The following is a 25,472-nucleotide window of genomic DNA, read 5'->3' as shown; positions in this document are numbered from 1 at the left end:
AAATCCGGGATCATGTCACAAGCGGCAGGGGTCCCGGATTTCGCTTCGCTCCATCCGGGCTACAAGACCTCAGACGAGGGTCTCAGCGCACATTGGCGAGGCGCATGTCGAGATAGGCCGTGATGGTTTCCATCAGCGGCTCGAGCTTGGCGTCGAAGAAGTGGTTGGCGCCGGGAATGACCTGCTGGTCGATCACGATGCCCTTCTGCGTCTTCAGCTTCTCGACCAGCGTGTTGACGTCCTTCGGCGGCACCACCGCGTCCTTCTCGCCATGCACGATCAGCCCCGATGAGGGGCAGGGCGCGAGGAACGAGAAGTCGTAGAGATTGGCCGGCGGCGCGATCGAGATGAAGCCCTCGACCTCGGGACGACGCATCAGCAGTTGCATGCCGATCCAGGCGCCGAAGGAGAAACCCGCCACCCAGCAGGCGCGCGCCTCAGGATTGATGGTCTGCGCCCAGTCGAGCGCTGCCGCCGCATCCGACAATTCGCCGGTGCCATGGTCGAACGAGCCCTGGCTGCGGCCGACGCCGCGAAAGTTGAAGCGGAGCACCGAGAAGCCGCGATGCGCAAAGGCGTAGTAGCACTGGTACACGATCTGATGGTTCATCGTGCCGTGAAACTGCGGATGCGGATGCAGGATCATCGCGATCGGCGCGTTCTTCTGCTTGGCCGGGTGATAGCGGCCTTCGAGACGGCCAGCGGGGCCGGCAAAAATGACTTCAGGCATTGATGATCTCTGGATTGACTTGCTGGAAAGCGGGTCCTTGGCAATCAACCGATTGTGGCCTCATCGGCGGATGCCGACGAAAGCGCGAATGGAAGGACGAGAAGGCCGTGCGCCTTGCGGTGATGCGCAGATGGCGCGCGGTGACTTGACGGTGCGGGTTCTAACATAGGCAGCGGGGCAAAAAGCAAGCATCTTCGACATCTGCCAATCTGCTCAAGACCTTAGCGGGTCGTGGCAGTGCGACGTCCGGCATGGTCCGGATCGAGCAGGGAGATCGCAGAGGCTGGCATTGAGGCGGCAAGCAATTGGAATCACGATCGTTTTATCGGCTGCCGGCCGATCCGAGCGGCGATTCACACGGGCGCAGCACGGCTTCCGAGCGAGGCGACGGCGGGCCGGTAGCGGCGGCTGCCGCCAAGCGTCTTGCCGTTGTCGAAGGTGAGTTCGAAATCCCCTGACGGCTTGAAGTCCACGCCGCTGACGCGGTCGAGATTGGCAAGCCGGGTGCGGTGAACGCGCACGATGGCGAAACGGGCCAGCTCGCTTTCGGTCGCGGCAAGGGTCCCCCGGATCAGGTGCTGGGTGCCGTTGGCAAGGCTGTACTCGATGTAATTGCCGGCGGAGGCGACCCACAGGATGTCGCGCGGCGCGACCCGAATCCGGCTGGTGCCGTCCCGCAGCCAGATCAGGTTCGGCGAGGATTGCTCCAGCGAAGCGGCCGGATTGGACTGGACTTCCTTCGCGGCCTTGCGGAGGTCGCGGCGGCTTTCGAACAGCCAGAGAGTTGCCCCAATCAGCAATGCTGTCACAGCGTCCTTGCGGAACTCGTAGAGGACGAACGCCGGCGAGAAATGGAACTCGTAAGCGCCGCCCGCGAGCCAGAGCAGGAACTTCCGCAAGCCCACCATGCCAGCGATGTGAAGCCCCGAGAACCCGAGCAAGGCGACTGCTGCGATTCCGATCCGCGCCGCGATGCCCGTTGTCCAGCGCATGCGCCGGACCGACAGCATCAGAATCGGCACCAGGGCCAAGATGACGACGATGCTCGTCATCTCCCAGAACAGGCGCCGGCCGATATCGGCGCTGTCACCGCGCCAAGCCGCGTCCTGAGCGCCGGAGAGCGCATTGACGATTCCGACGATGAGCGCGATGGCAGCGATCGCAGCGAACGTTGCCCAGTCGCCGCTGATCCCGCCGCGCCAACCGCTCGTCCCTGAGGACGACGCTTCGTCCCCTCGCGCTCGGTTCTGATCCCAAGCCGCCTCGACGCGCTCCGCTTCCGGCGCATTTTGGCCGTCAGCCATGGCCCCAAACCCACTGATATCGAGAGCCTAGGGAGCAGAGATCCATGTCAACATCACAGCAGGCATCAGGTTCGGAACGACGCATCGATCTGGACTGGGTGCGGATTTTAGCCTTTGGGCTGTTGATCTTCTACCATGTCGGCATGCTCTACGTGTCCTGGGGATTTCACATCAAGAGCGAGCACCGGCTGACCTTTCTCGAGCCGGCGATGCTGGTGCTCAATCCCTGGCGGCTGTCGCTCCTGTTCCTCGTCTCCGGGGTCGCCAGCCGCTTCATGCTGAGCAAGGTCAGGCTCGCGGCGTTCGCCCGGGCCCGGTCGGTGCGGCTCTTGATCCCGCTGATCTTTGGCATGGTCGTGATCGTGCCGCCGCAGTCGTATCTCCAGATCGTCGAGAGCTTCGGTTACCCCGAGGGGTTCGCCGACTACTACCTCCATCACTATCTGGCGTTCAGCGCGCAGTTCTGTCCGAACCCCTGCATCGTGCAGCCGACCTGGAACCACCTCTGGTTCGTGGTCTATCTCTGGGTCTACACCATGTCCCTGGCTGGCGTGCTGGCGCTGTGGCCGGCGGCGGCCGATTGGATCGGCCAGAGGCTCGCGGCCCTGCTCGCCGGGCCATGGTTGCTGGTGCTGCCGTGCCTGCTGTTCGCGGCCTGGCGGCTGTTCCTGTCGCCGATTTTCCCCTCGACGCATGCCCTGTTCGGCGACTGGTACAACCACGCCGACCATGCGACCGGGTTCTTGATCGGCTTCCTGCTCGCACGCGAGGGCGGCATCTGGCGCGACATCGAGCGGCAACGATGGGTGGCGCTGTCGCTAGCAGCCGTTTGCTTCACCGTCTTTGTTCTCGCTTACGCCGGCGTGTTGCCGCGCTCGCCGATGCTGCAGTGGATCGCCGGTTCGGCCTATGGCTGCTACCAATGGATCGCGATGGTCGCCGTGCTCGGCTTTGCGCGCCGCCATTTGACCTCCGATGGCCCCGTGCGCCGCTACCTGACCGATGCGATTTTTCCCTATTACATCGTCCATCAAACCGCGATCATCATGATCGCACACGCGCTGCGAGGCAGCGGGCTGTCTGCGGCAAGCGAGGCCGCCATCGTGATAGCAGGCACCGCGCTCACCTGTGCGGTGAGCTACGAGGTCGCGCGGCGCATCTTCTGGCTGCGCCCGTTGTTCGGGCTGCGGATGGAGCCGCGTTCCGTCGCCGGGATCGCGCGACAGCAGCCGGCCTGATGTGCGGCAGCGCCCGATTGGCGAGCGGACAAAAGGTGCTAAGAGGGCGCATGCCGAGCCGTGTCTATCTCGACTGGAATGCGACCACACCGCTGCGCACCGAAGCGCGCGCAGCGATGCTGGCCGCCTATGAGCTGATCGGCAATCCGTCCTCGGTCCATGCCGAGGGGCGGGAGGCGCGGCGGCTGGTCGAGGAGGCCCGAGCCGCGCTGGCGACGGCGGTGGGCGCGCCGCCGCGGAATGTGATCTTTACGTCGGCTGGAACCGAGGCCAATGCTCTGGCGCTGTCGCCCGGCCTACGCGGCCGATCGGGCGAGCCGGTGCGGCGGCTTCTGGTCTCTGCCGTCGAGCATGCCTCAGTGCTGGCGGGCGGCCGGTTTCCGGCTGAGAGCGTCGGCCAGATCAGGGTCACGCGTTCAGGCGTCGTTGATCTCGATCACCTCCGAGAATTGCTGAATGGTGGCCCCCCGGCGCTCGTCTCGATCATGGCGGCCAACAACGAGACTGGTGCGCTCCAGCCGGTGGCCGAGGCGGCAGGGCTGGTCCACGAGGCCGGCGGTCTTCTGCATGTCGATGCGATCCAGGCGCTGGGTAAAATTGCATTCAATCTTAACGCGGTAGGCGCCGACCTTGCGTCCTTTTCTGCGCACAAGATCGGCGGTCCCAAGGGCGTGGGTGCACTGGTCGTGGCGGAAGGACTTTCCGGATTGGAACCGGTCCTACGCGGCGGCGGGCAGGAGCTCGGCCGGCGGGCCGGAACCGAGAATGTCGCGGGAATCGTGGGCTTCGGCGCGGCGGTGAAAGCTGTCCTTCAGGCTCTGCCTGAGGATCTGGAGCGGATGGCAAGCCTCAGAGATCGGTTGGGAAATGGTCTTCGCGAAATTGCCGGAGCGACGGTCTTCGCCGAAGATGTGAAGAGGTTGCCCAATACCGTCTTGTTCACTGCGCCCGGGTTGAGGGCCGAGACCGCTGTCATCGGCTTTGACCTCGAGGGCATTGCCGTATCCTCGGGTTCCGCGTGTTCCTCGGGAAAGGTCCAGCCGTCCCATGTCCTTTCGGCGATGGGATATGATGCCACCGTGGCCCAGGGAGCGGTGCGCCTTAGTCTGGGCTGGTCCACGGGACCTGAGGACATCAATCGGGCGTTAGAGGCTTGGCGAAAGCTCGGTAATACCCTACTTAGAGGCTAAGCGACGAAACACGGCTTGAACCGTTCTAAGCCCGTGCTTTCCGCAGAGAAACATCGTAATAGTCGTTCGAGTTTGATCCACCGTGGTCCTTGAAACCACGAGCGGAGGATGGAATGCCAGCCGTTCAAGAGACGGTCGAGCGCGTCAAGCGCATCGACGTCGACCAGTATCGTTATGGGTTTGAGACCCTGATCGAGTCCGAGAAGGCCCCCAAGGGGCTGTCGGAAGAGATCGTCAAGTTCATCTCTCAGAAGAAGAATGAACCCGCCTGGATGCTGCAGTGGCGGCTGGAGGCCTATCGCCGCTGGCTGACCATGCAGGAGCCGACCTGGGCCCGCGTCGACTATCCCAAGATCGACTTCCAGGACCTCTATTATTACGCGGCGCCGAAGCCGAAGAAGACGGTGACCTCGCTCGACGAGATCGATCCGGAGATTCTGAAGACCTACGAGAAGCTCGGCATCCCGTTGCGGGAAGTCGCCATGCTGGAAGGCGTCGAGCCCAAGGTGGGCGAGGAAGATCCGGCCAGGCGCAAGATCGCGGTCGATGCTGTGTTCGATTCGGTCTCGGTTGCGACCACGTTCAAGGCGGAGCTGAAGAAAGCCGGCGTGATCTTCATGCCGATCTCGGAGGCGATCCGCGAGCATCCTGAACTGGTGCAGAAATATCTGGGCTCGGTGGTGCCGACCTCGGACAATTTCTACGCGACGCTGAACTCGGCGGTGTTCTCCGACGGCTCGTTCGTCTACGTGCCGCCGGGCGTGCGCTGCCCGATGGAGCTGTCGACCTATTTCCGCATCAACGAGCGCAACACCGGCCAGTTCGAGCGCACGCTCATCATCGCCGACAAGGGTTCCTACGTCTCCTATCTCGAAGGCTGCACCGCGCCGCAGCGCGACGAGAACCAGCTGCACGCCGCCGTGGTCGAGCTCGTCGCGCTCGATGACGCCGAGATCAAATACTCGACGGTGCAGAACTGGTACCCCGGCAACTCGGAAGGCAAGGGCGGCATCTACAATTTCGTCACCAAGCGTGGTGACTGCCGCGGCGCCAATTCCAAGATCTCCTGGACCCAGGTCGAAACGGGATCTGCGATCACCTGGAAATATCCGAGCTGCATCCTGCGCGGCGATAATTCGCGCGGCGAATTCTACTCGATCGCGATCTCGAACGGCTTCCAGCAGGTCGATAGCGGCACCAAGATGATTCATCTCGGCAAGAACACGTCGAGCCGCATCATCTCAAAGGGCATCGCGGCGGGAAAATCGCAGAACACCTATCGCGGTCTCGTCACCGCGCACCGGAAAGCCTCCGGCGCGCGCAACTTCACCGCCTGCGATTCGCTGCTGATCGGCGACAAATGCGGCGCGCACACCGTGCCGTACATCGAGGCCAAGAACTCCTCGGCGACGTTCGAGCACGAGGCGACGACCTCGAAAATCTCCGAGGACGTGCTGTTCTACTGCATCCAGCGCGGCCTCAGCCAGGAAGAGGCGGTCGGCCTCGTCGTCAACGGCTTCGTCAAGGACGTGCTGCAGCAACTGCCGATGGAGTTCGCGGTGGAAGCGCAGAAGCTGATCTCGATCTCGCTCGAAGGGTCGGTCGGCTGATTGCCGACCCCAGCGGTGCGCTCACGCGCTCCAACATGAATTGAATAAACTGGACACCAAAATGGCTTTGCTTGAAGTGAAAGACCTCAAGGTTCGTGTCGAGGAGCGCGAGATCCTCCATGGGCTGACGCTGACCGTGAACGAGGGCGAGGTGCACGCGATCATGGGGCCGAACGGCTCCGGCAAATCGACGCTCTCGCACGTCATCGCCGGCAAGCCCGGCTACGAGGTCACCGACGGCCAGATCTTTTTCAAGGGCGAGGACCTCTTGGAGATGTCACCCGACGAGCGCGCCGCCAAGGGCGTGTTCCTGGCGTTCCAGTATCCGGTCGAGATTCCCGGCGTCGCCACCATGACCTTCCTGCGCACCGCGCTGAACGCGCAGCGCAAGGCCCGCGGCGAGAGCGAGTATTCGACGCCGGACTTCCTGAAGAAAGTCCGTGAAGTCTCGAAGTCGCTGAATATCCCGCAGGACATGCTCAAGCGCGGCGTCAATGTCGGCTTTTCCGGCGGCGAGAAGAAGCGCAACGAGGTGCTGCAGATGGCGCTGTTCGAGCCGAGCCTGTGCATCCTCGACGAGATGGATTCCGGTCTCGACATCGACGCGCTGCGCATCGCGGCCGACGGCGTCAACGCGCTGCGTTCGCCGAAGCGCGCGATGGTCGTCATCACCCACTATCAGCGGCTGCTCAACTACATCGTGCCCGATGTGGTGCACGTGATGTCGAAGGGCCGTGTCGTGAAGAGCGGCGGCAAGGATCTGGCACTGGAGCTCGAAGCATCCGGCTACGCCCGGTTCGAGGATGCCGCGTAAGGAATTTTGCGATGAACGTTGCTGTGGCAAAGACCGGGAACGGCCGCGCGGTGAGCGATCTCTTCGCCAGCGCCGAAGGCCGCTTGCCTGGTTCGCCTGGTGTGGCAGCACTGCGCCGCGAGGCGTTCGAGACCTATGAGCGTCTCGGCCTGCCGCACCGCCGGATCGAGGAATGGAAATACACCGATTTGCGCGCACTGGTCGGCGAGGTGCTGCCGCTCGCAGCCGCGCCCGATGCCGCCGCGCTGAAGCGCGCCGCGGAGGCGGTGACGGCGCATGCGATTGCGGGCGCCCGCAAGCTGGTGCTGGTCGACGGCGTGTTCGCCGCCGACCTGTCGGACGTCAAGGCGCTTGCGTCCGAGGTCAGCATCAAGACGCTGCGTGAGGTTCTCGCTGATGAGGCCAACCCTGCCGCCGGCGATCTCCTCCGGACCGCCTCGACCGATGCGGTCATCTCGCTCAATGCGGCCATGGCGACGGACGGCGTCGTGGTTTCGGTGGCCGACGGCACTCATTTGTCGGCGCCGATCCAGCTTATCCATATCGCGACGGCGGCCGGGGCGTCCGCGTTCACCCGCTCGCATCTGCGAATTGGCAAAGGCGTGCGTGCTACTCTCGTAGAGACCTTCGTCGCGGCCGGGAAGGCGAGCGGCTACCAGGTCAACGACGCGGTGATCCTCTGGATCGGTGACGATGCCGACGTCGCGCATATCCGCCTGATGGACGACGCGCCTGATGCGGTGAACGTCTCCTCGCACTTCGTCACCGTCGGCGCCGCCGTGAAGTTCAACTTCTTCAACATGACGACCGGCGCTGCGGTCAGCCGCTTGCAGGGCTTCATCACGCTCTCGGGCGAGGGCAGCGAGCTCTCGGCCAACGGCGTGAACCTGCTGCAGAAAACCGAGCACGGCGACACTACGCTGGTGGTCGACCATGCCGTGCCGAACTGCGTCAGCCGAGAAACCTTCCGCGCCGTGATCGACGACCGCGCCCATTCGGTGTTCCAGGGCCGGATCATCGTCCGTCCCGACGCGCAGAAGACCGACGGCAAGATGATGACCCGGGCGCTGTTGCTCTCGGACGAAGCCGAGGCCGACAACAAGCCCGAGCTGGAAATCTTTGCCGACGACGTCTCCTGCGGCCACGGCGCCACCGCCGGCGCGCTGGACGACAGCCTCTTGTTCTACCTGAAGGCCCGCGGCCTGCCGGAGAAGCAGGCCCAGGCGCTGCTGATCCAGGCTTTCGTCGGCGAGGCGATCGAGCAGATCGCCGATGATGACTTGCGCGAGCACGTGATCGGCATTGCCGAGCGCTGGCTGGAGCGGCGGTCATGACGACGCATCCCGCAGTCAAGAACGGCGCCTATGACGTTGCGCGCGTGCGCCAGGATTTTCCGGCGCTCGCCATGCAGGTCTACGGCAAGAAGCTGGTCTATCTCGACAACGCGGCGTCCGCGCAGAAGCCGAGCGCCGTGCTCGACCGCATGACGCAGGCCTATACGAGCGAATATGCCAACGTGCATCGCGGGCTGCATTACCTCGCCAACGCTGCGACGGAAGCCTATGAGGGCGGCCGCACCAAGGTTGCGCAGTTCATCAACGCGCCGCGCACCGAAGAGGTGATCTTCACCCGCAATGCCACTGAGGCGATCAATCTGGTCGCATCGTCCTGGGGCGGGCCGAACATCGGGGAAGGCGACGAGATCGTCATCTCGATCATGGAGCACCACTCCAACATCGTGCCCTGGCACTTCCTCAGGGAACGCCAGGGTGCCGTGATCAAGTGGGCGCCCGTTGACGACGAGGGCAATTTCCTCATCGACGAGTTCGAGAAGCTGCTGAGCCCGAAGACCAAGCTGGTCGCGATCACGCAGATGTCGAACGCGCTCGGCACCATCGTGCCGGTCAAGGACGTCGTGAAGATCGCACACGGCCGCGGCATTCCGGTGCTGGTCGACGGCAGCCAGGGCGCGGTGCATCTGCCGGTCGACGTCCAGGACATCGGCTGCGACTTCTACGTCTTCACCGGCCACAAGGTTTATGGTCCCACCGGCATCGGCGTGCTCTGGGCCAAGTACGACCATCTCGTCGCGATGCGTCCCTTCAACGGCGGCGGTGAGATGATCCGCGAGGTCTCGCGCGAGATCGTCACCTATGGCGATCCCCCGCACAAGTTCGAGGCGGGAACGCCGGCGATCATCGAGGCCGTCGGCCTTGGCGCTGCGATCGACTACGTCAATTCGATCGGCAAGGAGCGCATCGCCGCGTACGAGGCCGACCTCACGGCCTACGCCCAGGAGCGCTTGCGCGAGATCAACTCGCTGCGGCTGATCGGCACGGCGAGGGGCAAGGGCCCGGTGATCTCCTTCGAGCTCAGGGGCGCGCATGCCCATGACGTCGCCACCGTGATCGACCGCCAGGGCATCGCGGTGCGCGCCGGCACCCATTGCGTCATGCCGCTTTTAGAGCGGTTCAACGTCACGGCCACCTGCCGGGCCTCGTTCGGCATGTATAATACGCGGGAAGAAGTCGATCATCTGGCACAGGCGCTGCTCAAGGCGCGGGATTTGTTCGCATGAGTGACACGGCCGAAATCAAAGCTAGTCCGATGGAGACGCATTCGGCGTTGCCGGCGGAGGAGACCGAGCGTCTGACCCGCGAGATCATTGCCGGGCTCAAGACCGTGTTCGACCCGGAAATTCCCGCCGACATCTATGAGCTCGGCCTGATCTACAAGGTCGAGATCAAGGACGACCGTTCCGTCGACGTGCAGATGACGCTGACGACGCCGAACTGCCCGGCCGCAGGCGAGCTGCCGACCATGGTTGAGAACGCGGTCGCCAGCGTGCCCGGCGTCGGCGTGGTCAACGTCAAGGTGGTCTGGGAGCCGGCCTGGACGCCGGAACGCATGAGCGACGAGGCCCGCCTCGTGCTCAACATGTGGTGACGGTCTCAACGCGCATTGAATTTCGTTCTGCAACGGACCACATAAACAACATGACCCAGGCAACTCCAGCTTCGACACCAAAGCCCCGGCGCCCGCGCCCGCAGGTGATGCGGCTGACGGACGCTGCCGCCCAGCGCATCAGCGAGCTGACCCAGCGCGCCGATTCCGAGATCGTGGGTCTGCGCGTTGGCGTGAAGAACGGGGGCTGCGCCGGCCAGTCCTACACGGTCGAATACGCCCACGAGATCCGCCCGACCGACGAGGTCGTCGAGGACAAGGGCGTCAAGATCCTGGTGGATCCCAAGGCCGTGCTGTTCCTGCTCGGCACCGAGATGGACTACAAGGCCGACAAGATGCAGGCCCAGTTCGTCTTCAACAACCCCAACCAGATCTCCGCCTGCGGCTGCGGCGAGTCCGTCGAGCTGCGTCCGGCCAAGATCGACGGGTAAGCCTCTTTCGTCGTTGCGAGGAGCACTTGCGACGAAGCAATCCAGACTGTCTCTGCGGCGACAGTCTGGATTGCTTCGCTTTGCTCGCAATGACGGCGGTGGTATGAACGCTGGCTTGCTTGCCTCGGGAAGCCAACCATGGACCGCGAATTTCTGATCGACCTGTTTGCCGATTTCGGCCCCGTCGCCATCCGAAAAATGTTCTCCGGCTACGGCATCTCCGCCGACGGCATCAATTTCGCGCTCGCCTTGCGAGCCGGCCTGTTCTTCCGCGCCGATGAGGTGACCATCCCGGATTTTGAAGCCGAGGGCTCGAAGCCGTTTCAGTATTCGACCCGCGCCAAGACCGTGCTGGTGAACTCCTACTGGGAGCTGCCGGCACGGCTGTTCGACGATTCCGAGGAGCTGGCGCAATGGGCGAGGGCGGCGCTCGCCGCCGCCCAGCGCGCCAAGGTCAAGAAGCGGCCGAGGGGGAAGAGGGCGACGAAGAAGGCGGCAAACAAGCCGACGAAGAAAATCGCGACGAAGAAGAAATCGGCCAGGAAAGTAGCGAAGAAGACGGTGCGGTAGGGTGGGCAAAGCGAAGCGTGCCCACGACTCAAAGATGGTGGGCACGGCACTTACGCGCCTTTGCCCACCCCTACGAGACCATTTGCTTAATCGACAGCCCTCGTCAAACCTACCCGCATGTCCTTCGCCACGAAAACGCAGGTGCCGTCGGTGATCACGCGCCCATCCGCAATGCCGAGCACCAGCTTGCCGCGGCGGACCATGCGCATGGTGACTTCGTAGCGCACGGATCGCGTCTGCGGCGTGATGGCTCCCGTCACCTCGACTTCGCCGACGCCGATGGCGCGGCCCTTGCCCGGCGAACCCGACCAGCCGAGCCAATAGCCGATCATCTGCCACATGGCGTCGAGCCCGAGAGTGGGCGGCATCATCGCGTCACCGCGATAGTGGCAATCGAAGAACCAGCACTCAGGCACAATATCGAGCTCGCCGACGATATGGCCCTTCGTATTCGCCCCCATCCACGCTGATCTCGGTGATGCGGTCCATCATCAACATCGGCGGGGCCGGCAATTGCGCGTTGCCCGGGCCGAAATAACCGCCTTCGCTCGATCTCAGAAGCTCGTCCTTGGTGTAGGACGGTTGCGGCGTGTGAAAATCACGGGGATTAGGCAAGCGACGGGTCCTCGCGATCACTTACGTTGATGCGGCGAGGAAGATGCTGGTCGTCAGATTGGAATGTCAAGCGGAGGCGGGCCTTGCAGCCCGTATCACGCCACCCGGCTGTGCGACTCGTTCGCAAACTCCGGATCGACTTCGCAGATCACGCGATTGCGGCCGTTGCGTTTGGCCGCGTAGAGACAGGCGTCCGCGCGCTCGATCAGCGCGTCGGTGTCGTCGCCCTGCTTCAGCAGGGAGACGCCGACCGAAATGGTCACGCGGCCGAGAATTTCGCCTGTGGACTTCTTCTTCAATTCCTTCGCCATCACGGCGCGGCGGATGTGATCGGCGACGGTGAGAGCCTGGCGCAGCGCCGTGTTGGGCAGCACCACCGCGAATTCCTCGCCGCCATAGCGCGCGGTGATGTCCTGGCCCTTGATGGTCTGCTTCAACGACAGGCCGACCAGCCGGAGCACCTGGTCGCCGGTGAGATGGCCGTAGGAATCGTTGAACGACTTGAAATGATCGATGTCGAACAGCAGCAGCGACAGCGGCTCGCCGCTCGCAAGCGCGCTCTGCACCGCCATGCCGATCATGCGGTCGAAATATTTGCGGTTGCCGAGGCCCGTCAGCGGATCGGTGAGGCTTTCGGCGCGGATTGCCTCCAGGCTCTGCTGGAGATTGCTGATCTCATTCTTCGAGAGCGTCAACCGGTCTTCCAGCGCCTTGTTGGTATCGCGCATCTCGCTGGTCGAGTGCAGCAGCTTTTCGACGATGGTCTTGATCTGCTCGCGGCTCTTGGCCGAGGATAGCTGCGCCGTCGCGTCCGATAGGCTGGCGTCATAAGAGTCAGTCATGCCGAGCGCATCGCCCAGCACCTTCATCACGTCGTCGATCTCACCGATGACGCGCGCGCCGACCTTGTCGATACGATCGGTCGTTTTGATGTGGGAGAGGTAGGTGTCGTAGATCTGCTCGAGATCGGCTTCGGACAGCTTGCCGTTGCGGGCCAGCGTCTCGTTGATGATCTTGTTGAGCGGCGCGTTATAGCCGGTCGCGTAGACGTACCAGATCTCGTAATTGCGGGGAATTGCGGTTTGCTTCAACGATCGGATCTGACCGAGCGCCACCTCGGCGAACGCCATCGTGCGTTCGTGTTCGTCGAGCATTTTGACCACGGAACATACCCCACAGCGGTCGGTGCGCCCATCGACCACGGCAATGCTTAAATTATATTCGTAGGCTAACGGACGATGATGAACGGTCGGTAAACGTTCGACCGCTCAACTCACGCGTGTATCGCGGGGTCAGGCTCCGGCCGGAGAGCGGACCGGACGCAACAGAAACGCTGGGAGATGCGAGTGATCGCCTGGCTCGGTGTCGACTTCCCGCTGCCGCCGCGGCTCGGGGCGGCCGATCGACGGTACGTGGGAATTGTTGGCCTGTTGGCGGGAGCCATGGCGACCCTCGGACGATGGCCTTGCTTTGCGCTGCGGCCGTGCCTCGCGTGCCGGCCGCTCGCCGGCGGGCCGTGCTTCTGCCTGATGTCTGGCCTCGCCGCGCGGCTCGTGGCTGCGCTCACGATCGCGACCGCCGCGCTGCGGCTTACCGCGTCCGCCGCGGGAACGCTCGCGTCCACGCTCCTCGCGCGGGCGATCACTTTCGGCGCTGGTAGCGTGCACCTCGTAGTCGCCTTCGGCGCGCGGAATGCTCTGGCCGATCAGCTTCTCGATCGCGACCATCGATTTCTGGTCGAGCGGCGTGACGATCGAGATCGCGGTGCCGGTGCGGCCGGCGCGTCCGGTGCGGCCGATGCGGTGGACGTAGTCGTCGGCGTGGTGGGGAACGTCGAAATTGAAGACGTGGCTGACCTCGGGAATGTCGAGGCCGCGGGCGGCGACGTCGGAGGCGACGAGGAGGGGAAGCTCGCCCTTGCGGAACTGGTCGAGCGCGGCCATGCGGGCCGGCTGGTCCATGTCGCCATGCAGGGCACCGACGCTGAAGCCATGCTTCTGAAGCGATTTGTGGACGATCGCGACCTCGCGCTTGCGATTGCAGAAGATGATCGCGTTCTTGAGATCCTTGGCCTCGCGCAAGAGGCGACGGAGCAGCTCGCGCTTCTCATGTGCCTCGCGCCCGGCCGGGACCTGGGACTGCGTGACGGTGACGGCGGTGGTCGCGGGCTTGGAGACTTCGACTTTCTGCGGATTGTGCAGGAAGGCCTCGGTGATGCGCCGGATTTCCGGCGGCATGGTCGCGGTGAAGAACAGGGTCTGCCGCGTGAAGGGGACCAGCTTGCAGATGCGCTCGATATCGGGAATGAAGCCCATGTCCAGCATGCGGTCGGCTTCGTCGATCACGAGCAGCTCGACGCCGGTGAGCAACAGGCCGCCGCGCTCGGTATGGTCGAGCAGCCGGCCCGGTGTGGCGATCAGAACGTCGACGCCGCGCGTCAGCTTGGCATCCTGGTCGCCGAACGAGACGCCGCCGATCAGCAGGGCGACGTTGAGTTTCTGGCCGGCACCGTAGCGGTCGAAGTTTTCCTTCACCTGCGCCGCGAGTTCGCGGGTCGGCTCCAGGATCAGCGTGCGCGGCATGCGGGCACGGGCTCTGCCCTTTTCGAGGATGGTGAGCATCGGCAGCACGAAAGCTGCGGTCTTGCCGGTGCCGGTCTGGGCGATGCCCAGCACGTCCTTGCGTGCGAGGACGTGGGGGATCGCCTGTTCCTGAATGGGGGTGGGGTTGGTGTAACCGGTGGCCGCCACTGCGGCGAGGACTTTTTCGGACAGTCCGAGATTGGAAAAGGACATTGAGCCTCTGGTCGAAACCGCCGTTCGGAATCGAGGGTAAAAAGGCTGTCGCGTTCCACCCCGAAACGGCGCGCTCTCAAAGAAGCTGGGGGTGCTGACTCACGCGAACAAAGCGCCAGGCTCAGGAATCGCTCTTCGATCTGAGCCGCGTCGCCTCGGAACATAGGGCGGAATCGACCAAAGTCAATGGAGCAGGCGCGGGAAGGTCCTAAAAACCCTAAGGTTTTTGCCCAAATAGCGGGCGCGGCTCGGCTTTTCGGCTGCGGCGGCCGAGGGGGTGGTTAACGGCCTCCTGCGGCGCGGGCGCGGAAATCACCGGGCGCCATGCCATAGGCGGCGTTGAAGACGCGGTAATAGGTTGCCAGGCTCTCGAAACCGCAGGCGGCGGCGATGTCGGCGATCAGCCGGTCCGGCGCTTCGCGCATCAGCTGGCGGCTTCTTTTCAGCCGTTCCTCCGTCACGGTCTGCCAGAAGCTGCGCTCGGCAACCTCGAACAGCATATGCAGATGGCGCACCGAGACGCCGAGCAGGTCGGCCACCCGTGAAGGCGCCAGATCCGGGTCCTGCAAATGGCGCACGATCAGGCGCCGCGCCAGCGACAGGCGGGCGGTCCGGAGCGCCGCCTGTCCGCGCCGGCTGCCCGGCCTGACGATGCCGCGCTCGATCAGTGCCAGATGCCCGAGCGCCTGCACCAGCGGGGCGGCGTCGGCCGAGCCCTCAATCGCGGCCGCCTCGCCGAGATCGGCGAAACAGGCATCGAGCAGGGGCGCCAGCGTGGCATCGTTGAACGTCTTGGGCGCAAGCTCGCGCATGCGCCTGTCCTGTGTCGCAAGGCCGCTGACGGGGATCTTCAGGATGCGCAGATGAAAGCCTGAAACGCCCAGCGGCCGCGTGCGGTAGGGCAGGTCGGTGTGGCTGGTGGCAAAGCTGCCATTGGCAATGGCGAAATCGCTCGAGCGCATGCCGCCGAACCAGCCGCCGCCGCCAAGCTGCTGGTAGACGCAGATGCTGTCGCTCGGCGCGTTGTTGATGTCGGACGGGCTTCGTTCGACCGCATAGGACGAGGCCTTCAGCTCGACGAGGCCGCCGGGGCCGACCTGGCTCAGCGAGAATTCCCCGTAAAACCCCGTGCGCTTCTCGCGCTCGAGCTCAGCGGTGACTCCGAACAGACCTTTTGCGCGCACCTCGCGCCAATAGTCGAAGCGGTCCTGAGGTTCGACTTCGTCGGTACACCAGCGATACACGGCAGCCCCTCACTCGCGCGCAATTGCCCAAGAAGAAAAAGCAGATTCCAGCAGAATCTGCCATAGGCCAGAGGATGGGACCGCGCCGATGGACTGGTTGAACCGCGGCCGTGGCTGGACCGACTATCAGAGCAAAGGCGCAAGGGGCCCGACCGGAGCCATGCTGCAAGGGGAATGTTAACATGACGCGTCGGCTTCTGAGAATTCTGGTGGCCCTTGGTGTGGCGGCGAGCCTCACAGGGGTGGCAAGCGTTGCACATGCCGAAAAGCGCGTCGCGCTCGTGATCGGCAACAACGACTACAAGAACGTGCCGAAGCTCGTGAAGGCCGTCAACGACGCCCGCACCATGGGCGACACGCTGAAGCAGCTCGGCTTCCAGGTGATGGTCGCCGAGAACCAGAACCGTCAGCAATTCACCGAGACGCTGCTCGCCTTCGACCGGGCGATCGAGCCGGGCGACACCGCGTTCTTCTTCTATGCCGGCCACGGATTCGAGATCGCGGGCCAGAACTATCTGTTGCCCACCGACGTGCCGGCGGCGACCGAGGGCCAGGAAGAGCTGGTGCGCGACGCCTCCATTCTCGCCGACCGTGTCGTCGAGCGTCTCCAGAACAAGAAGGCGCGCACCTCGATCCTGGTGTTCGACGCCTGCCGCAACAATCCGTTCGAGCGCGCAGGCACGCGCGCGGTGGCCGGCGGCGGGGGGCTCGCGCCGATGACGCAGCTGCCTGAAGGCGTGTTCTCGGTGTTCTCGGCCGGCCCGCGCCAGACCGCGCTCGATCGTCTCTCGAACGACGATGCCAATCCCAACTCGGTGTTCACGCGCACCTTCGCCAAGGAGCTGCTCCAGCCCGGCGAGAACCTCGTGCAGGTCGCGCAGCACACGCGCCGTCTGGTCAGCGAGATGGCCGACACCGTCAGGCACAAGCAGGTGCCTGTCTATTTCGACCAGATGGTCGACGACGTCTTCCTCAGCGGCGCGGCGAAGGATGCGGCGGCCGCGGCGCGGCCCGCCGATTCGCCGCCGCAGAAGGTCGCCGCGCTGCCGCCGGTGTCGGTGCCGCGCGTGCCGAAGGAGGAGAGCACCAATGCGCCGATCGCGAGCTTCTCCCGGCACAATGGCGGCTGGAGCGTGACGTTCTCCTTCGCCGATCCCACCATCGGAATTTCATGGCGCATGGCCGGCAACGGCGATTTCCGTGAGACCGGCTTCATCGATACGCTCGACCCACGGACCCGCAAGCGGATGCCGAACCCGTCGATCGAGCTGCCGCCGGATGCGCAGGCCGGCACCATCGAGGTCCGCTACGTCGATGCTTCCGGCGACATGCAGGGGCCGTTCCCGATCAAGTTCGATCCCGAGGCGGCTCTGATCCGCGACCAGCGCAAGATCCTCGACATGACCGCGACGAGCTGGCTGTCGTTCCGCCAGTTCAACGGGCTCCTGGTGTATTATTCCCACCTGGTGTCGTACCGCTGCGCGATCCGCGAGGCGCGCATCGGCATCGACACGGCGGTGCCGGACAGGGTGCTGAAGCTGCCGCCTTGCGATCTCCGCGATCCCTCGGCCATCACCGCCGGCATGCTGCTCTATGAGAAACTGCCGCCCGCGACGCAGTTCATGTCGGTCGAATTGACCTACCGTGACGGCAGCGTGTCGGAGGTCAAGAGTTTCCGCACGGCGAACCGCAGCAACAATTAAGCGGTTCGGTTTGATCGGTGAGGCGGCTTTGACTTCTGCCGATCCTCTGTCGCACGGTGCGTTGAAGTTTCGGGAGCGAGAGGAAATACGCGATGCGTATCCAGGCGCTCGTAGGGCAGGAGCCGGAGGTCGGCGACGCCGTGGTCGGGCGTATCCACCATCAGGATTTCCTCCGCCAAACCTTCGTAGAAGGCGCGGAAATGGGTCTTGGAACGAAGCACGATGATGTCGAAGTCTTCAGGGCGCAACCCGAACACGCCGAATGCATCACCATCGACCGCGAACGCAAAGGCGCTAACGACGCTCACCGATACGCCATCGACGTCGAGCAAGGCCGTCATTCCGAGGTCGACGGGCATGCCATGCATGTAGGACCCCGACACGCGGTATGACTTGGGGCCAGCCCACAGCACGCGTGCGATCACGTCCAAGGTCGGTCCCGCCTTCTCCGAGCTGTGGCCGCCAAGCTGAAGCTTCACCATCGCGCCAACACCGGCATCGAACGCCCTCTGCGCCGCGGCCGCATCCCAGAGGAATGGCACGGCAGCCCTTGCGACGCGGCGCTTCAGCAGCTCCGCCAGCAGGTACGTGGAATCGTTCATTCGGTCCGCGTGCTCGACCAGCACGTATGGACGTCCCTTTGCCTCGCGCCGTGTGAGGCCTGCACACGCCCGGGAGACCGCTGACTCTGCGGTGTAGACGTCGAAGGGCCTGTAAAGCGCGTGCCGTTCGCGCCAGACCCGCTCCGAAAGATGGTCCGCGATCCTCTGAGCGCGCGCCGGGTCGCCGTCCGTGACGCACAGCGCAGAGAAGCCCGCATTGTGCGCGTCCGCGTAGGAAAAGCCCGCCATCAGCGAAATGTCGGTGTAATGCTGGCTGTCGTGTTCGATCCGCTGTCCTTCCTCGATAATGTCCGCCAGGGGGCGCAGCGCGGTCGCACTGAAGATCGACGGAACGAGCACGCCCGGCTTTGCGATTGCCCATGCCGGCGAAATCTCTTCCCGCAGCGTGCGCAGCATGCAGATCGCGGCCCGGCGTCCCGTGTCACCCGTGTCCGTGTGCGGCGATTTCCGATAGGCGAACGCCGCGGTCGCGTTCTTCAACGTGTCCGCGTCGATGTTGCCATGGTAGTCCAGGGCGACGATCAAGGGCTTGTCTTTCCCCAAGACGCCACGCACCGTGTCGATGATGAAGCGCTCAGGGTCGGGATAGGATGCCGTCCAGCACGCGCCGTGGAGGAAGAGCAGCACGCCATCCAGGTCCGGCAGTGCGCGGACACTGACTGCCATCTCGTCCGCATAGCGTCTGACCGCCTCGTCGGTCGCAGGTCCGACGGCGCCGAGGGCGGTGTGGACGAGCGGGACCAACTCCACGCTATCCTGTTCGCAGACGTCGATGAAGCCTCCCATCACCGTGTTCGTGCCTCGGAGCTCGTCGACGATGCGATTCCCGCGCAGGGCCACTTGCTCGAAATCGTCCCAGGTCGAGGCGACCGGCAGAAAACTCACGGACTCAATATGAAATCCGGCGACAGCGATCCGAAATGGCTTGCGCGGGCGAGGGTCGGGAAGATGGGGAATTGGAGCCTTGTAGAGCACTACGACGCCTCCTAAGCCGAGACGACAGGCCGGGCCATCAGGTGCCGCGGAATCGCAAAGATCAGTCCGGCCGCGGCGAATAGCCCGATCGCCAGCAGCGAAACGCCGGCCGTATTGCTGCCGGTCAGTTGACCGAGAAGGCCCAGGATCGTCGGACCGGCAAATCCGGCAATGGCCGCCCCGATATTCACCAGTCCGGCACCGCTGGCCGCAGCGGTCCCGGCAAGCACGCGCGATGGCAGGCTCCAGAACATGGCGAGCGTGCACTGGATGCCGGAGATGCCGACGGTCAGGCACAAGAGGGAGAGCACCGGCACGTCTCGCATTGTCACACTTGCGACCATGGCGACTCCGCCAGCGATCAGGGGCAGCGCGGTATGCCAGAGCCTCTCGCCGGTCTTGACCGAGTGGAACGAATTGACCAGCATCGCGCAGGCGGCGATGAAATAGGGTAGGGCGGTTACGACGCCGATCTGGAAGTTCGTCAGCCCGCCGATCGACTTGATCATGCTCGGCATCCAGAACACGAGGCCGTAATTGCCGAGGTTGTAGAGAAACGTTGTCGCGAACAGAATCCAGAGCGTCGGCTCACGCAAGGCAGGTAACAAGCTCGTTTGTTTGTCCCGGGATTCCTGGGTGAGCTCCCGCAGCACCAAAGCCTTCTCGCCAGGTGTCAACCATTCGACACCGTCCGGTCGTTCGATAATCGCTTTGGTCGCGAACAGCCCGAGCAATATCGCCGGCAGCCCTTCGAGCAGGAACATCCATTGCCAACCCTTCAGGCCGTACCCGCCGTGGGTCGCATCCATGATCCAGCCGGACATCGGGCCGCCGACGATCACCCCGAGCGGCAGGGCGAGGAACAGCAGGGACATCACCTTGCTCAGCCTGTAGGAGGGAAACCAGAGGCTGAAGCAGGCGATCACGGCCGGGAAGAAGGCGGCCTCCGTCACACCGAGCAGGAATCGAAGTGCGTAGAAGCTGGCCTCGTCCCGGGTCAGCAAGGTCGCGACTGAGACGAGCCCCCATGCGATCATCGATCCCGCGACGCACTTCCTGGGGCCGTGGAGCTGAACCAGATAGCCCGCGGGCACCTGGAGCAGGAGATACCCGATGAAGAACAAGCCTGCACCGAGGCCATAGGCCGCCTCGCTCAGACTGAGGTCGTGGACCATGCCGAGCTTGGCAAATCCGACGTTCACCCGGTCCAGATAGCCAAAGAAATAACAGACCAGAATGAACGGAACGATGCGAAGCACGATCTTCCGATATGTGGCATCGGCCTCGGTCACATCGGATGGTGCGGCCGCCATCATCGGCATTGACGAGGCAAGTTGCTGCTGGGTGGGCATCGGTGCTACTTGTTCCCTTTGGTTCGGCGATCCCAGGGATCGTAGGAACCGCCATCATTGAGGTCCAATGCGGGTTCGCTTGCGACTGATGAGAGCGCCGCATGAAAGTCGAGAACGCTGAACTCGAGGCCTTCGTGATCGCGGCAGAGCTGCTGAATTTCCAGCGTGCCGCCGAGAAGCTTCATCTCACCCAGCCTGGTCTGTCGCGCCGGATCCAGAAGCTGGAGCAGACGCTGGGTGTCGAACTGTTCAGCCGCACCACGAGGTCGGTGGTCCTCACCGGGGCCGGACGCCACTTCCTTCCAATGGCTCGCCAGCAGATCAACAACCTGAACGGAATGCTGGATTCGATCCGCGAGGTCGCTGAGAAGCGCTTTGGCAAGATACGGGTGGCCAGCATCCCTACCGTGGTCTGCCAGGCTTTTCCGTCCTTGCTGAAGACGTTCAGTGGGCGTCATCCAAACGTCGGTGTGCAGGTCTTCGACGGCAATCAGGACTTTGTCGTTCGCCACGTATTGTCGGGCTTGGCCGAATTCGGGATCGGCGTTGACCCGGGAGAAGATCCGGATCTCACGTTCACGCCGTTGCTGGCTGATCGCTTCGTTCTGGCCATGCACAAGGATGACACGCTCGCCGCTCGCCAGGAGATCACTCTGCAAGAGCTTCAGGCTACGGCAAAGGTTCGGCTCGTCATCGGCGGGCGCGACAGCGGCAACCGGCTCCTGCTGGAGGTGTTGCTCGGAAATGCCGCCCTGAAGCTGCGATGGTTTTACGAAGTCGAACACGTCTCCTGCATCCTCGGATTGCTGGAAGCGGGTGTCGGCTGCGCGATCCTGCCGGCGACGGCGCTGCCGACAAGCTCCGGCTCCAACATCCGGGCCATTCCGATCGCTGCGCCCGAGATCAAGCGGACCGTGGGCGTCGTTCGGCACCGGTCCTTGAGCATTTCACCGATGGCCAGCGAGTTCCTCGATCTGGTGACCCGTCATCTTGGTTCCGGCACGGTGAGCCAATGAATGCGGGTAGCGATGTAAATTGGTGCTGTTATCCTGTTTACGGATCCACTTGCCAGTGAGGTCAGGATCATGGCGGCAGCGACCTCGGATCAATCCGCATCACGTTCCATAAAAGTCCGTTGCTGTATCGTCGGCGGCGGACCTGCGGGCATGATGCTCGGCTATCTGCTGGGACGCGCCGGCATCGACGTCGTGGTGCTGGAGAAACATGCTGATTTCTTCCGCGACTTTCGCGGCGACACCGTGCATCCCTCGACACTTCAGGTGATGGATGAACTCGGCCTCATCGACGGCTTCCTCAAGCTGCCGCATCAACGCCTGCAGAAGATGGACGGCCTGTTCGGTGGCACCAAGGTGCGGATCGCCGATCTGAGCCGGCTGAACACGAAATACCCTTTCATCGCCTTCATGCCGCAATGGGACTTTCTCAATTTCCTGCGCGAGGCCGGCAGGCGTTTCTCCTCGCTCGAAGTGCTGATGAGCACGGAGGCTGTCGACCTGATCCGGCGCGGCGAGACCATCGCCGGCGTCCGCGCAACGACGCCCGATGGTGACGTCGACATCGAGGCCGATCTCACCATCGCCTGCGACGGCCGGCACTCGACGGTGCGCGAGCGCGCAGGCCTTGCCGTCGAGGAGATCGGGGCTCCGATGGACGTGCTCTGGTTCCGCGCGGGCCGCAGGCCGGACGAGACCGAGAACCTGTTTGCGCGCATCGAGCCCGGCAAGATGATGGTCACCTTCGACCGCGGCGATTATTGGCAATGCGCCTATGTCATCGCCAAGGGACAGTATGATGCGGTGAGGGCGAGGGGACTACGGGCGCTGCTCGACGATGTCGTGCGCATGGCGCCGGTCCTCAGGCACGGCATCGCCGACGTCAAGAGCTTCGATGACGTGAAGCTGCTGACGGTCGCGATCAACCGTCTGAGCCACTGGACGCGACCCGGGCTGCTTTGCATCGGTGACGCCGCGCATGCGATGTCGCCGGTCGGCGGCGTCGGCGTCAATCTGGCCGTGCAGGATGCGGTCGCGACCGCAAACCTGCTCGCCGAGAAGCTGATGCGGGGCTGCCCATCCGAGGCTGAGCTCGATGCCGTCAGGCGTCGCCGCGAATTCCCGGTGAAGATGACCCAGGCGATGCAGGTGGTCGTGCAGAACAACATCGTCAGCAGCGCGCTGAAAGGCACAGGTCGGCCGTTCAAGGTGCCGCTGATCCTGCGCCTGATCTCCGCTTGGCCGTGGCTCCAGGGCATTCCCGCGCGCTTCATCGCAATCGGTGTGCGGCCCGAGCACGTTCATTCGCCGGCATCCTGACGCAGCGATTTGATAGGGATAACGCCGCGTTAAATTGCGGCGTCCGCGTTGCGCGCCTGCAACAGCGGTCCGGGATTCAAAGATCGCCAAATGCCAATCCGGCGCCTTAACTTTGTTGATTCAAATTTGAGTAAGAACTTGCGTGTGAGCGTGCGCCCATCAAAGGACACGGGATGTACCATGCGTAACAAAATGATTGCCGCCTTCGCCTGCACGACCGCTCTGGTTTCGACCGGCGCTGCTTCCGCCGCCGATCTCGCCGCGCGTCCTTACACCAAGGCGCCTGCTTACATCGAGCCGTTGTTCAACTGGACCGGCTTCTATGTCGGTGGCCACATCGGTGGCGCCTGGACCAACGAGCAGTTCATCAACAACGGGACCGGCGCGCCGTTCGGCGACCTCGTTCCGGGCCAGGGCTATCGCCAGCGCGGCGCCGGCATCATGGGCGGCGCCCAGATCGGCTACAACTGGCAGGCCAATAACTACGTGTTCGGCATGGAGGGCACGATCTCCGGCCTCGACAACAAGGGCACCGTCGTGAACACCGCGTTCGGTGCGGGCGATGACGTCTTCACCTGGCGTACGAACGTTCTCGCTACCGTCGTCGGTCGCGCCGGCTTCGCCGTTCAGAACAACCTGTTCTACGTCAAGGGCGGCTATGCCGGCGTGAACAACCGTCTCAACGTCAGCGACACCGTCGGCGCGGCTCAGGGCTCGGGCGGCCAGACTCACTGGGCCAACGGCTGGACTGTCGGCGCCGGCTGGGAATACGGCATCACCCGCAACTGGATCGTCGGCCTCGAGTACAATTACGCGGCCTTCGGCAGCCAGACCTATCAGCTCGGCGGCCTGTCCGGAAACTACACCTTCGACGCCAAGCCGCGCGACATCCAGTGGGCGGTCGTCCGCGCCAGCTACAAGTTCGACGCACCTGTGATCGCGCGCTACTGAAACCGAAAAAGAAAACGATCAGTGCCAGACTTCAAAGCCCCGGGCAGCGCCCGGGGCTTCTTTCTTTTGCGAAAGAAAGCGCACCGGGATCGGCTGACGCGTGCGATCTTTTTTCCGAAGCGAAGAAGAGACGTCGCGCTCTACCTCGGGGCATTGACGCCAACAGGACTATGATCCTGTTGCGTGTATAGGTCGGTACGTCTGACCTTTGCGTGCGGAAAATGTCACTGTTTCGCGGATAGTGCATGCGAGCGAGCGGGAACTGCAGATTGTGCCTCGCTGCCCGAGAGGCGCTTTGTATAAATCGACTCAACGGAGCGTTCGCTCTTGCAGTTCTTCCAGGGGGCATGGATGAAAAAGACATTTGCTTTGACAGCAGGAATGTCAATTCTGCTTGCGATTTCGGGCGCGGCGTCCGCCGCCGACATGGCGGTCAAAGCACCGCCGATGGTTCCGCCGCCGGTGTTCAACTGGACCGGTTTCTACATCGGGGGCTTCGTCGGCGGTGCGGTCGCAGACCGCGACGCATCCGCGAGCGAGCCGGCCAATGCCGCCGGTTTCTTCTACAACGGGACGGGGCTCAACACCCCCTATAGCCTCGGCGCGAGCTTCATCGGCGGCGGCACGATCGGCTACAACTGGCAGAAGCCCGGCACGAACTTCGTGCTCGGTATCGAAGGCGAGGCCGGCTATCTTCACCTGAATGGGTCAAGGCAGGACGTCAACGCCGCTGCATTTGGCCTCGCGCTTCCCGATAGTGTGAATACCACCCGCATCGGCGATGCCTATGGGGTGATCGCAGGGCGCGCCGGATGGGCCGTCAACCAGGCATTGCTCTATGTCAAAGGTGGCGTCGCTTTCGTCGCCAACTCCTACAGCTTCAATGATTCGTGTGTCGGCGCCGGCCCGCCCGGCTGCGGCGGTGGCGCGCTCATCACCCGCCACAGTGACACGCAGGTGACCTACGCGGTCGGAGCTGGTGTCGAGTATGCCTTCAACACCAATTGGTCTATCAAGGGCGAGTATCTCTATCTCGGTACGCAAAAGACATATACCCAGTCCGGCGTCCTCACCGCCGGAGGCGGCGTTGGCACCGTGTACACCAACAGCAACTCCGACCCAGGCGTTCACACGGGCAAGATCGGCGTCAATTATCGCTTCGGCGGCCCGGTGGTCGCAAGGTACTAGTCTCTCCGGAGTTGCGCTGCCTACGAAGCCCCGGCTGATGCCGGGGCCTTTGTCGTGAGAGCGTTCGTTACGCCATCACCGAGAAGCCGCCATCGACCGGGATCGCCGTGCCGGTGACGAAATTCGAGGCTGATGAGGCGAGGAACACGGCGATGCCCGCGAAGTCGTCGATGTCGCCCCAGCGTCCCGCGGGGGTGCGCGCGAGCACGCGCTCGTGCAGCCCTGAGACCTGCTGCCGCGCGCCGCGTGTGAGATCGGTGTCGATCCAGCCCGGCAGGATCGCGTTGACCTGGATGTTGTCGGGCGCCCAGGCGTTGGCGCAGGCGCGCGTGTACTGCACGATGCCGCCCTTGCTTGCCGCATAGGCGGTCGCGAAGCTCGCGCCGAAGATCGACATCATCGAGCCGATGTTGATGACCTTGCCGTTGCCCGATGCCTTCAGGGCCGGATAGGCCAGCTTCGAGCAGACGAAAGCGCTGGTGAGGTTGGTGTCGATCACCTTGTTCCACTCGTCGAGCTCGAGCTCGTGCGGCGGCTTGCGGATGCTCATGCCGGCATTGTTGATCAGGATGTCGATGCGGCCGAGATCTCTGACGACGCGGTCGATCATCGCCGCGACCGCGGCCTTGTCGGTCACGTCGGTGGTGACTGATATCGCCTTCACGCCGCGCGCCTTGAGATCGGCGACGGCCGCGGTGGATTTGGCTTCGTTGCGTCCGACCACGGCGATGTCGGCGCCGGCGTCGGCGAGCCCATGCGCAAGGCCGAGCCCGATGCCACCATTACCTCCTGTGACGATCGCGACCTTGCCGCGGAGATCGAACCGGTTGGATGTCATGCTT

Annotated in this window: 21 protein-coding genes and 2 pseudogenes; 14 read left to right on the top strand and 9 right to left on the bottom strand. The window is 63.7% G+C overall.

Going from position 1 to position 25,472, the window contains the following annotated elements:
• Positions 1–82: 82 nt before the first annotated feature.
• Complete coding sequence (locus ACNJX9_RS22800) at positions 83–730, bottom strand: alpha/beta hydrolase (RefSeq protein ID WP_008143006.1); 648 nt, start codon at positions 728–730, stop codon at positions 83–85.
• Positions 731–1,083: 353 nt separating this feature from the next.
• The gene (locus ACNJX9_RS22795; protein WP_439404262.1) at positions 1,084–2,034 is read right to left on the bottom strand and encodes a LytTR family DNA-binding domain-containing protein; all 951 of its coding nucleotides are present in this window, start codon (positions 2,032–2,034) and stop codon (positions 1,084–1,086) included.
• Positions 2,035–2,078: 44 nt separating this feature from the next.
• Here ACNJX9_RS22795 and ACNJX9_RS22790 point away from each other — a divergent pair, with 44 nt between their 5' ends.
• The 9 genes and pseudogenes from ACNJX9_RS22790 to ACNJX9_RS22750 all read left to right on the top strand — a co-directional run.
• Complete coding sequence (locus ACNJX9_RS22790; protein WP_439404260.1) at positions 2,079–3,272, top strand: acyltransferase family protein; 1,194 nt, start codon at positions 2,079–2,081, stop codon at positions 3,270–3,272.
• A gap of 50 nt (positions 3,273–3,322) precedes the next feature.
• The gene (locus ACNJX9_RS22785) at positions 3,323–4,462 is read left to right on the top strand and encodes a cysteine desulfurase family protein (protein WP_439404258.1); all 1,140 of its coding nucleotides are present in this window, start codon (positions 3,323–3,325) and stop codon (positions 4,460–4,462) included.
• Positions 4,463–4,575: 113 nt separating this feature from the next.
• A complete protein-coding gene (sufB, locus tag ACNJX9_RS22780) occupies positions 4,576–6,072 on the top strand; it encodes a Fe-S cluster assembly protein SufB (protein WP_271602866.1) in 1,497 nt (498 codons plus the stop codon).
• A gap of 61 nt (positions 6,073–6,133) precedes the next feature.
• Entirely contained in the window at positions 6,134–6,886 is a 753-nt protein-coding gene (gene sufC / locus ACNJX9_RS22775; protein ID WP_439404256.1) for a Fe-S cluster assembly ATPase SufC, read from the top strand.
• A gap of 11 nt (positions 6,887–6,897) precedes the next feature.
• Positions 6,898–8,220, top strand: a complete 1,323-nt coding sequence (gene sufD / locus ACNJX9_RS22770; protein ID WP_439404254.1) for a Fe-S cluster assembly protein SufD — start codon at positions 6,898–6,900, stop codon at positions 8,218–8,220.
• Complete coding sequence (locus ACNJX9_RS22765; RefSeq protein WP_439404252.1) at positions 8,217–9,464, top strand: cysteine desulfurase; 1,248 nt, start codon at positions 8,217–8,219, stop codon at positions 9,462–9,464. Before sufD ends, ACNJX9_RS22765 begins: the two co-directional genes overlap by 4 nt.
• Positions 9,461–9,832 (top strand): SUF system Fe-S cluster assembly protein, encoded by a 372-nt coding sequence (locus ACNJX9_RS22760; protein ID WP_057744982.1) that lies wholly within the window; start codon positions 9,461–9,463, stop codon positions 9,830–9,832. Before ACNJX9_RS22765 ends, ACNJX9_RS22760 begins: the two co-directional genes overlap by 4 nt.
• A 50-nt stretch (positions 9,833–9,882) precedes the next feature.
• Positions 9,883–10,281 (top strand): HesB/IscA family protein, encoded by a 399-nt coding sequence (locus tag ACNJX9_RS22755; RefSeq protein ID WP_083514086.1) that lies wholly within the window; start codon positions 9,883–9,885, stop codon positions 10,279–10,281.
• Between the two features lie 138 nt (positions 10,282–10,419).
• Positions 10,420–10,876, top strand: a pseudogene (locus ACNJX9_RS22750) (TfoX/Sxy family protein); the annotation flags it as partial.
• 61 nt (positions 10,877–10,937) lie between these two features.
• Here the strand turns inward: ACNJX9_RS22750 and fabA are convergent.
• From fabA to ACNJX9_RS22730, 4 genes and pseudogenes are all read right to left on the bottom strand, one after another.
• A pseudogene (gene fabA, locus ACNJX9_RS22745) lies at positions 10,938–11,466 on the bottom strand (bifunctional 3-hydroxydecanoyl-ACP dehydratase/trans-2-decenoyl-ACP isomerase).
• Positions 11,467–11,561: 95 nt separating this feature from the next.
• Positions 11,562–12,629 (bottom strand): GGDEF domain-containing protein, encoded by a 1,068-nt coding sequence (locus tag ACNJX9_RS22740; protein WP_057744988.1) that lies wholly within the window; start codon positions 12,627–12,629, stop codon positions 11,562–11,564.
• A gap of 129 nt (positions 12,630–12,758) precedes the next feature.
• Complete coding sequence (locus tag ACNJX9_RS22735; RefSeq protein ID WP_439404250.1) at positions 12,759–14,261, bottom strand: DEAD/DEAH box helicase; 1,503 nt, start codon at positions 14,259–14,261, stop codon at positions 12,759–12,761.
• Positions 14,262–14,542: 281 nt separating this feature from the next.
• Positions 14,543–15,505, bottom strand: coding sequence for a helix-turn-helix domain-containing protein (locus ACNJX9_RS22730; protein WP_439404248.1), 963 nt, complete (start codon positions 15,503–15,505; stop codon positions 14,543–14,545).
• A gap of 182 nt (positions 15,506–15,687) precedes the next feature.
• Between ACNJX9_RS22730 and ACNJX9_RS22725 the strand changes: the two genes are divergently transcribed.
• Positions 15,688–17,208 carry a caspase family protein gene (locus tag ACNJX9_RS22725; RefSeq protein ID WP_439404246.1) on the top strand — a complete coding sequence of 507 codons (1,521 nt, stop codon included), beginning with the start codon at positions 15,688–15,690 and terminating at the stop codon, positions 17,206–17,208.
• On the opposite strand, the gene ACNJX9_RS22720 is transcribed toward ACNJX9_RS22725, so the two are convergent.
• Together ACNJX9_RS22720 and ACNJX9_RS22715 are read right to left on the bottom strand one after the other, a co-directional pair.
• Positions 17,205–18,806, bottom strand: coding sequence for a M81 family metallopeptidase (locus ACNJX9_RS22720; protein WP_439404245.1), 1,602 nt, complete (start codon positions 18,804–18,806; stop codon positions 17,205–17,207). The two genes, ACNJX9_RS22725 and ACNJX9_RS22720, sit on opposite strands and share 4 nt — an antisense overlap.
• 11 nt (positions 18,807–18,817) lie before the next feature.
• On the bottom strand, positions 18,818–20,158 hold the full coding sequence (locus ACNJX9_RS22715) for an MFS transporter (protein WP_439404244.1): 1,341 nt from the start codon (positions 20,156–20,158) through the stop codon (positions 18,818–18,820).
• 101 nt (positions 20,159–20,259) lie between these two features.
• Here ACNJX9_RS22715 and ACNJX9_RS22710 point away from each other — a divergent pair, with 101 nt between their 5' ends.
• The 4 genes from ACNJX9_RS22710 (at position 20,260) to ACNJX9_RS22695 (ending at position 24,630) form a co-directional block, all read left to right on the top strand.
• A complete protein-coding gene (locus ACNJX9_RS22710) occupies positions 20,260–21,174 on the top strand; it encodes a LysR family transcriptional regulator (RefSeq protein ID WP_271602855.1) in 915 nt (304 codons plus the stop codon).
• A 69-nt stretch (positions 21,175–21,243) separates the two neighbouring features.
• Positions 21,244–22,491, top strand: coding sequence for an FAD-dependent oxidoreductase (locus ACNJX9_RS22705; RefSeq protein WP_439404243.1), 1,248 nt, complete (start codon positions 21,244–21,246; stop codon positions 22,489–22,491).
• Positions 22,492–22,671: 180 nt separating this feature from the next.
• A complete protein-coding gene (locus ACNJX9_RS22700) occupies positions 22,672–23,442 on the top strand; it encodes an outer membrane protein (RefSeq protein ID WP_439404241.1) in 771 nt (256 codons plus the stop codon).
• A gap of 327 nt (positions 23,443–23,769) precedes the next feature.
• On the top strand, positions 23,770–24,630 hold the full coding sequence (locus ACNJX9_RS22695; RefSeq protein ID WP_205668211.1) for an outer membrane protein: 861 nt from the start codon (positions 23,770–23,772) through the stop codon (positions 24,628–24,630).
• 67 nt (positions 24,631–24,697) lie between these two features.
• Here the strand turns inward: ACNJX9_RS22695 and ACNJX9_RS22690 are convergent, their stop codons facing one another.
• Positions 24,698–25,468, bottom strand: a complete 771-nt coding sequence (locus ACNJX9_RS22690; protein WP_271602851.1) for an SDR family NAD(P)-dependent oxidoreductase — start codon at positions 25,466–25,468, stop codon at positions 24,698–24,700.
• Between the last annotated feature and the right edge of the window lie 4 nt (positions 25,469–25,472).

It is taken from the genome of Bradyrhizobium sp. BLXBL-03 (assembly GCF_051853015.1).
Taxonomy (GTDB): domain Bacteria; phylum Pseudomonadota; class Alphaproteobacteria; order Rhizobiales; family Xanthobacteraceae; genus Bradyrhizobium; species Bradyrhizobium manausense.
The sequence above is the reverse complement of the archived record's forward strand: the minus strand, read 5'-3'. Positions and strand labels throughout refer to the sequence as shown.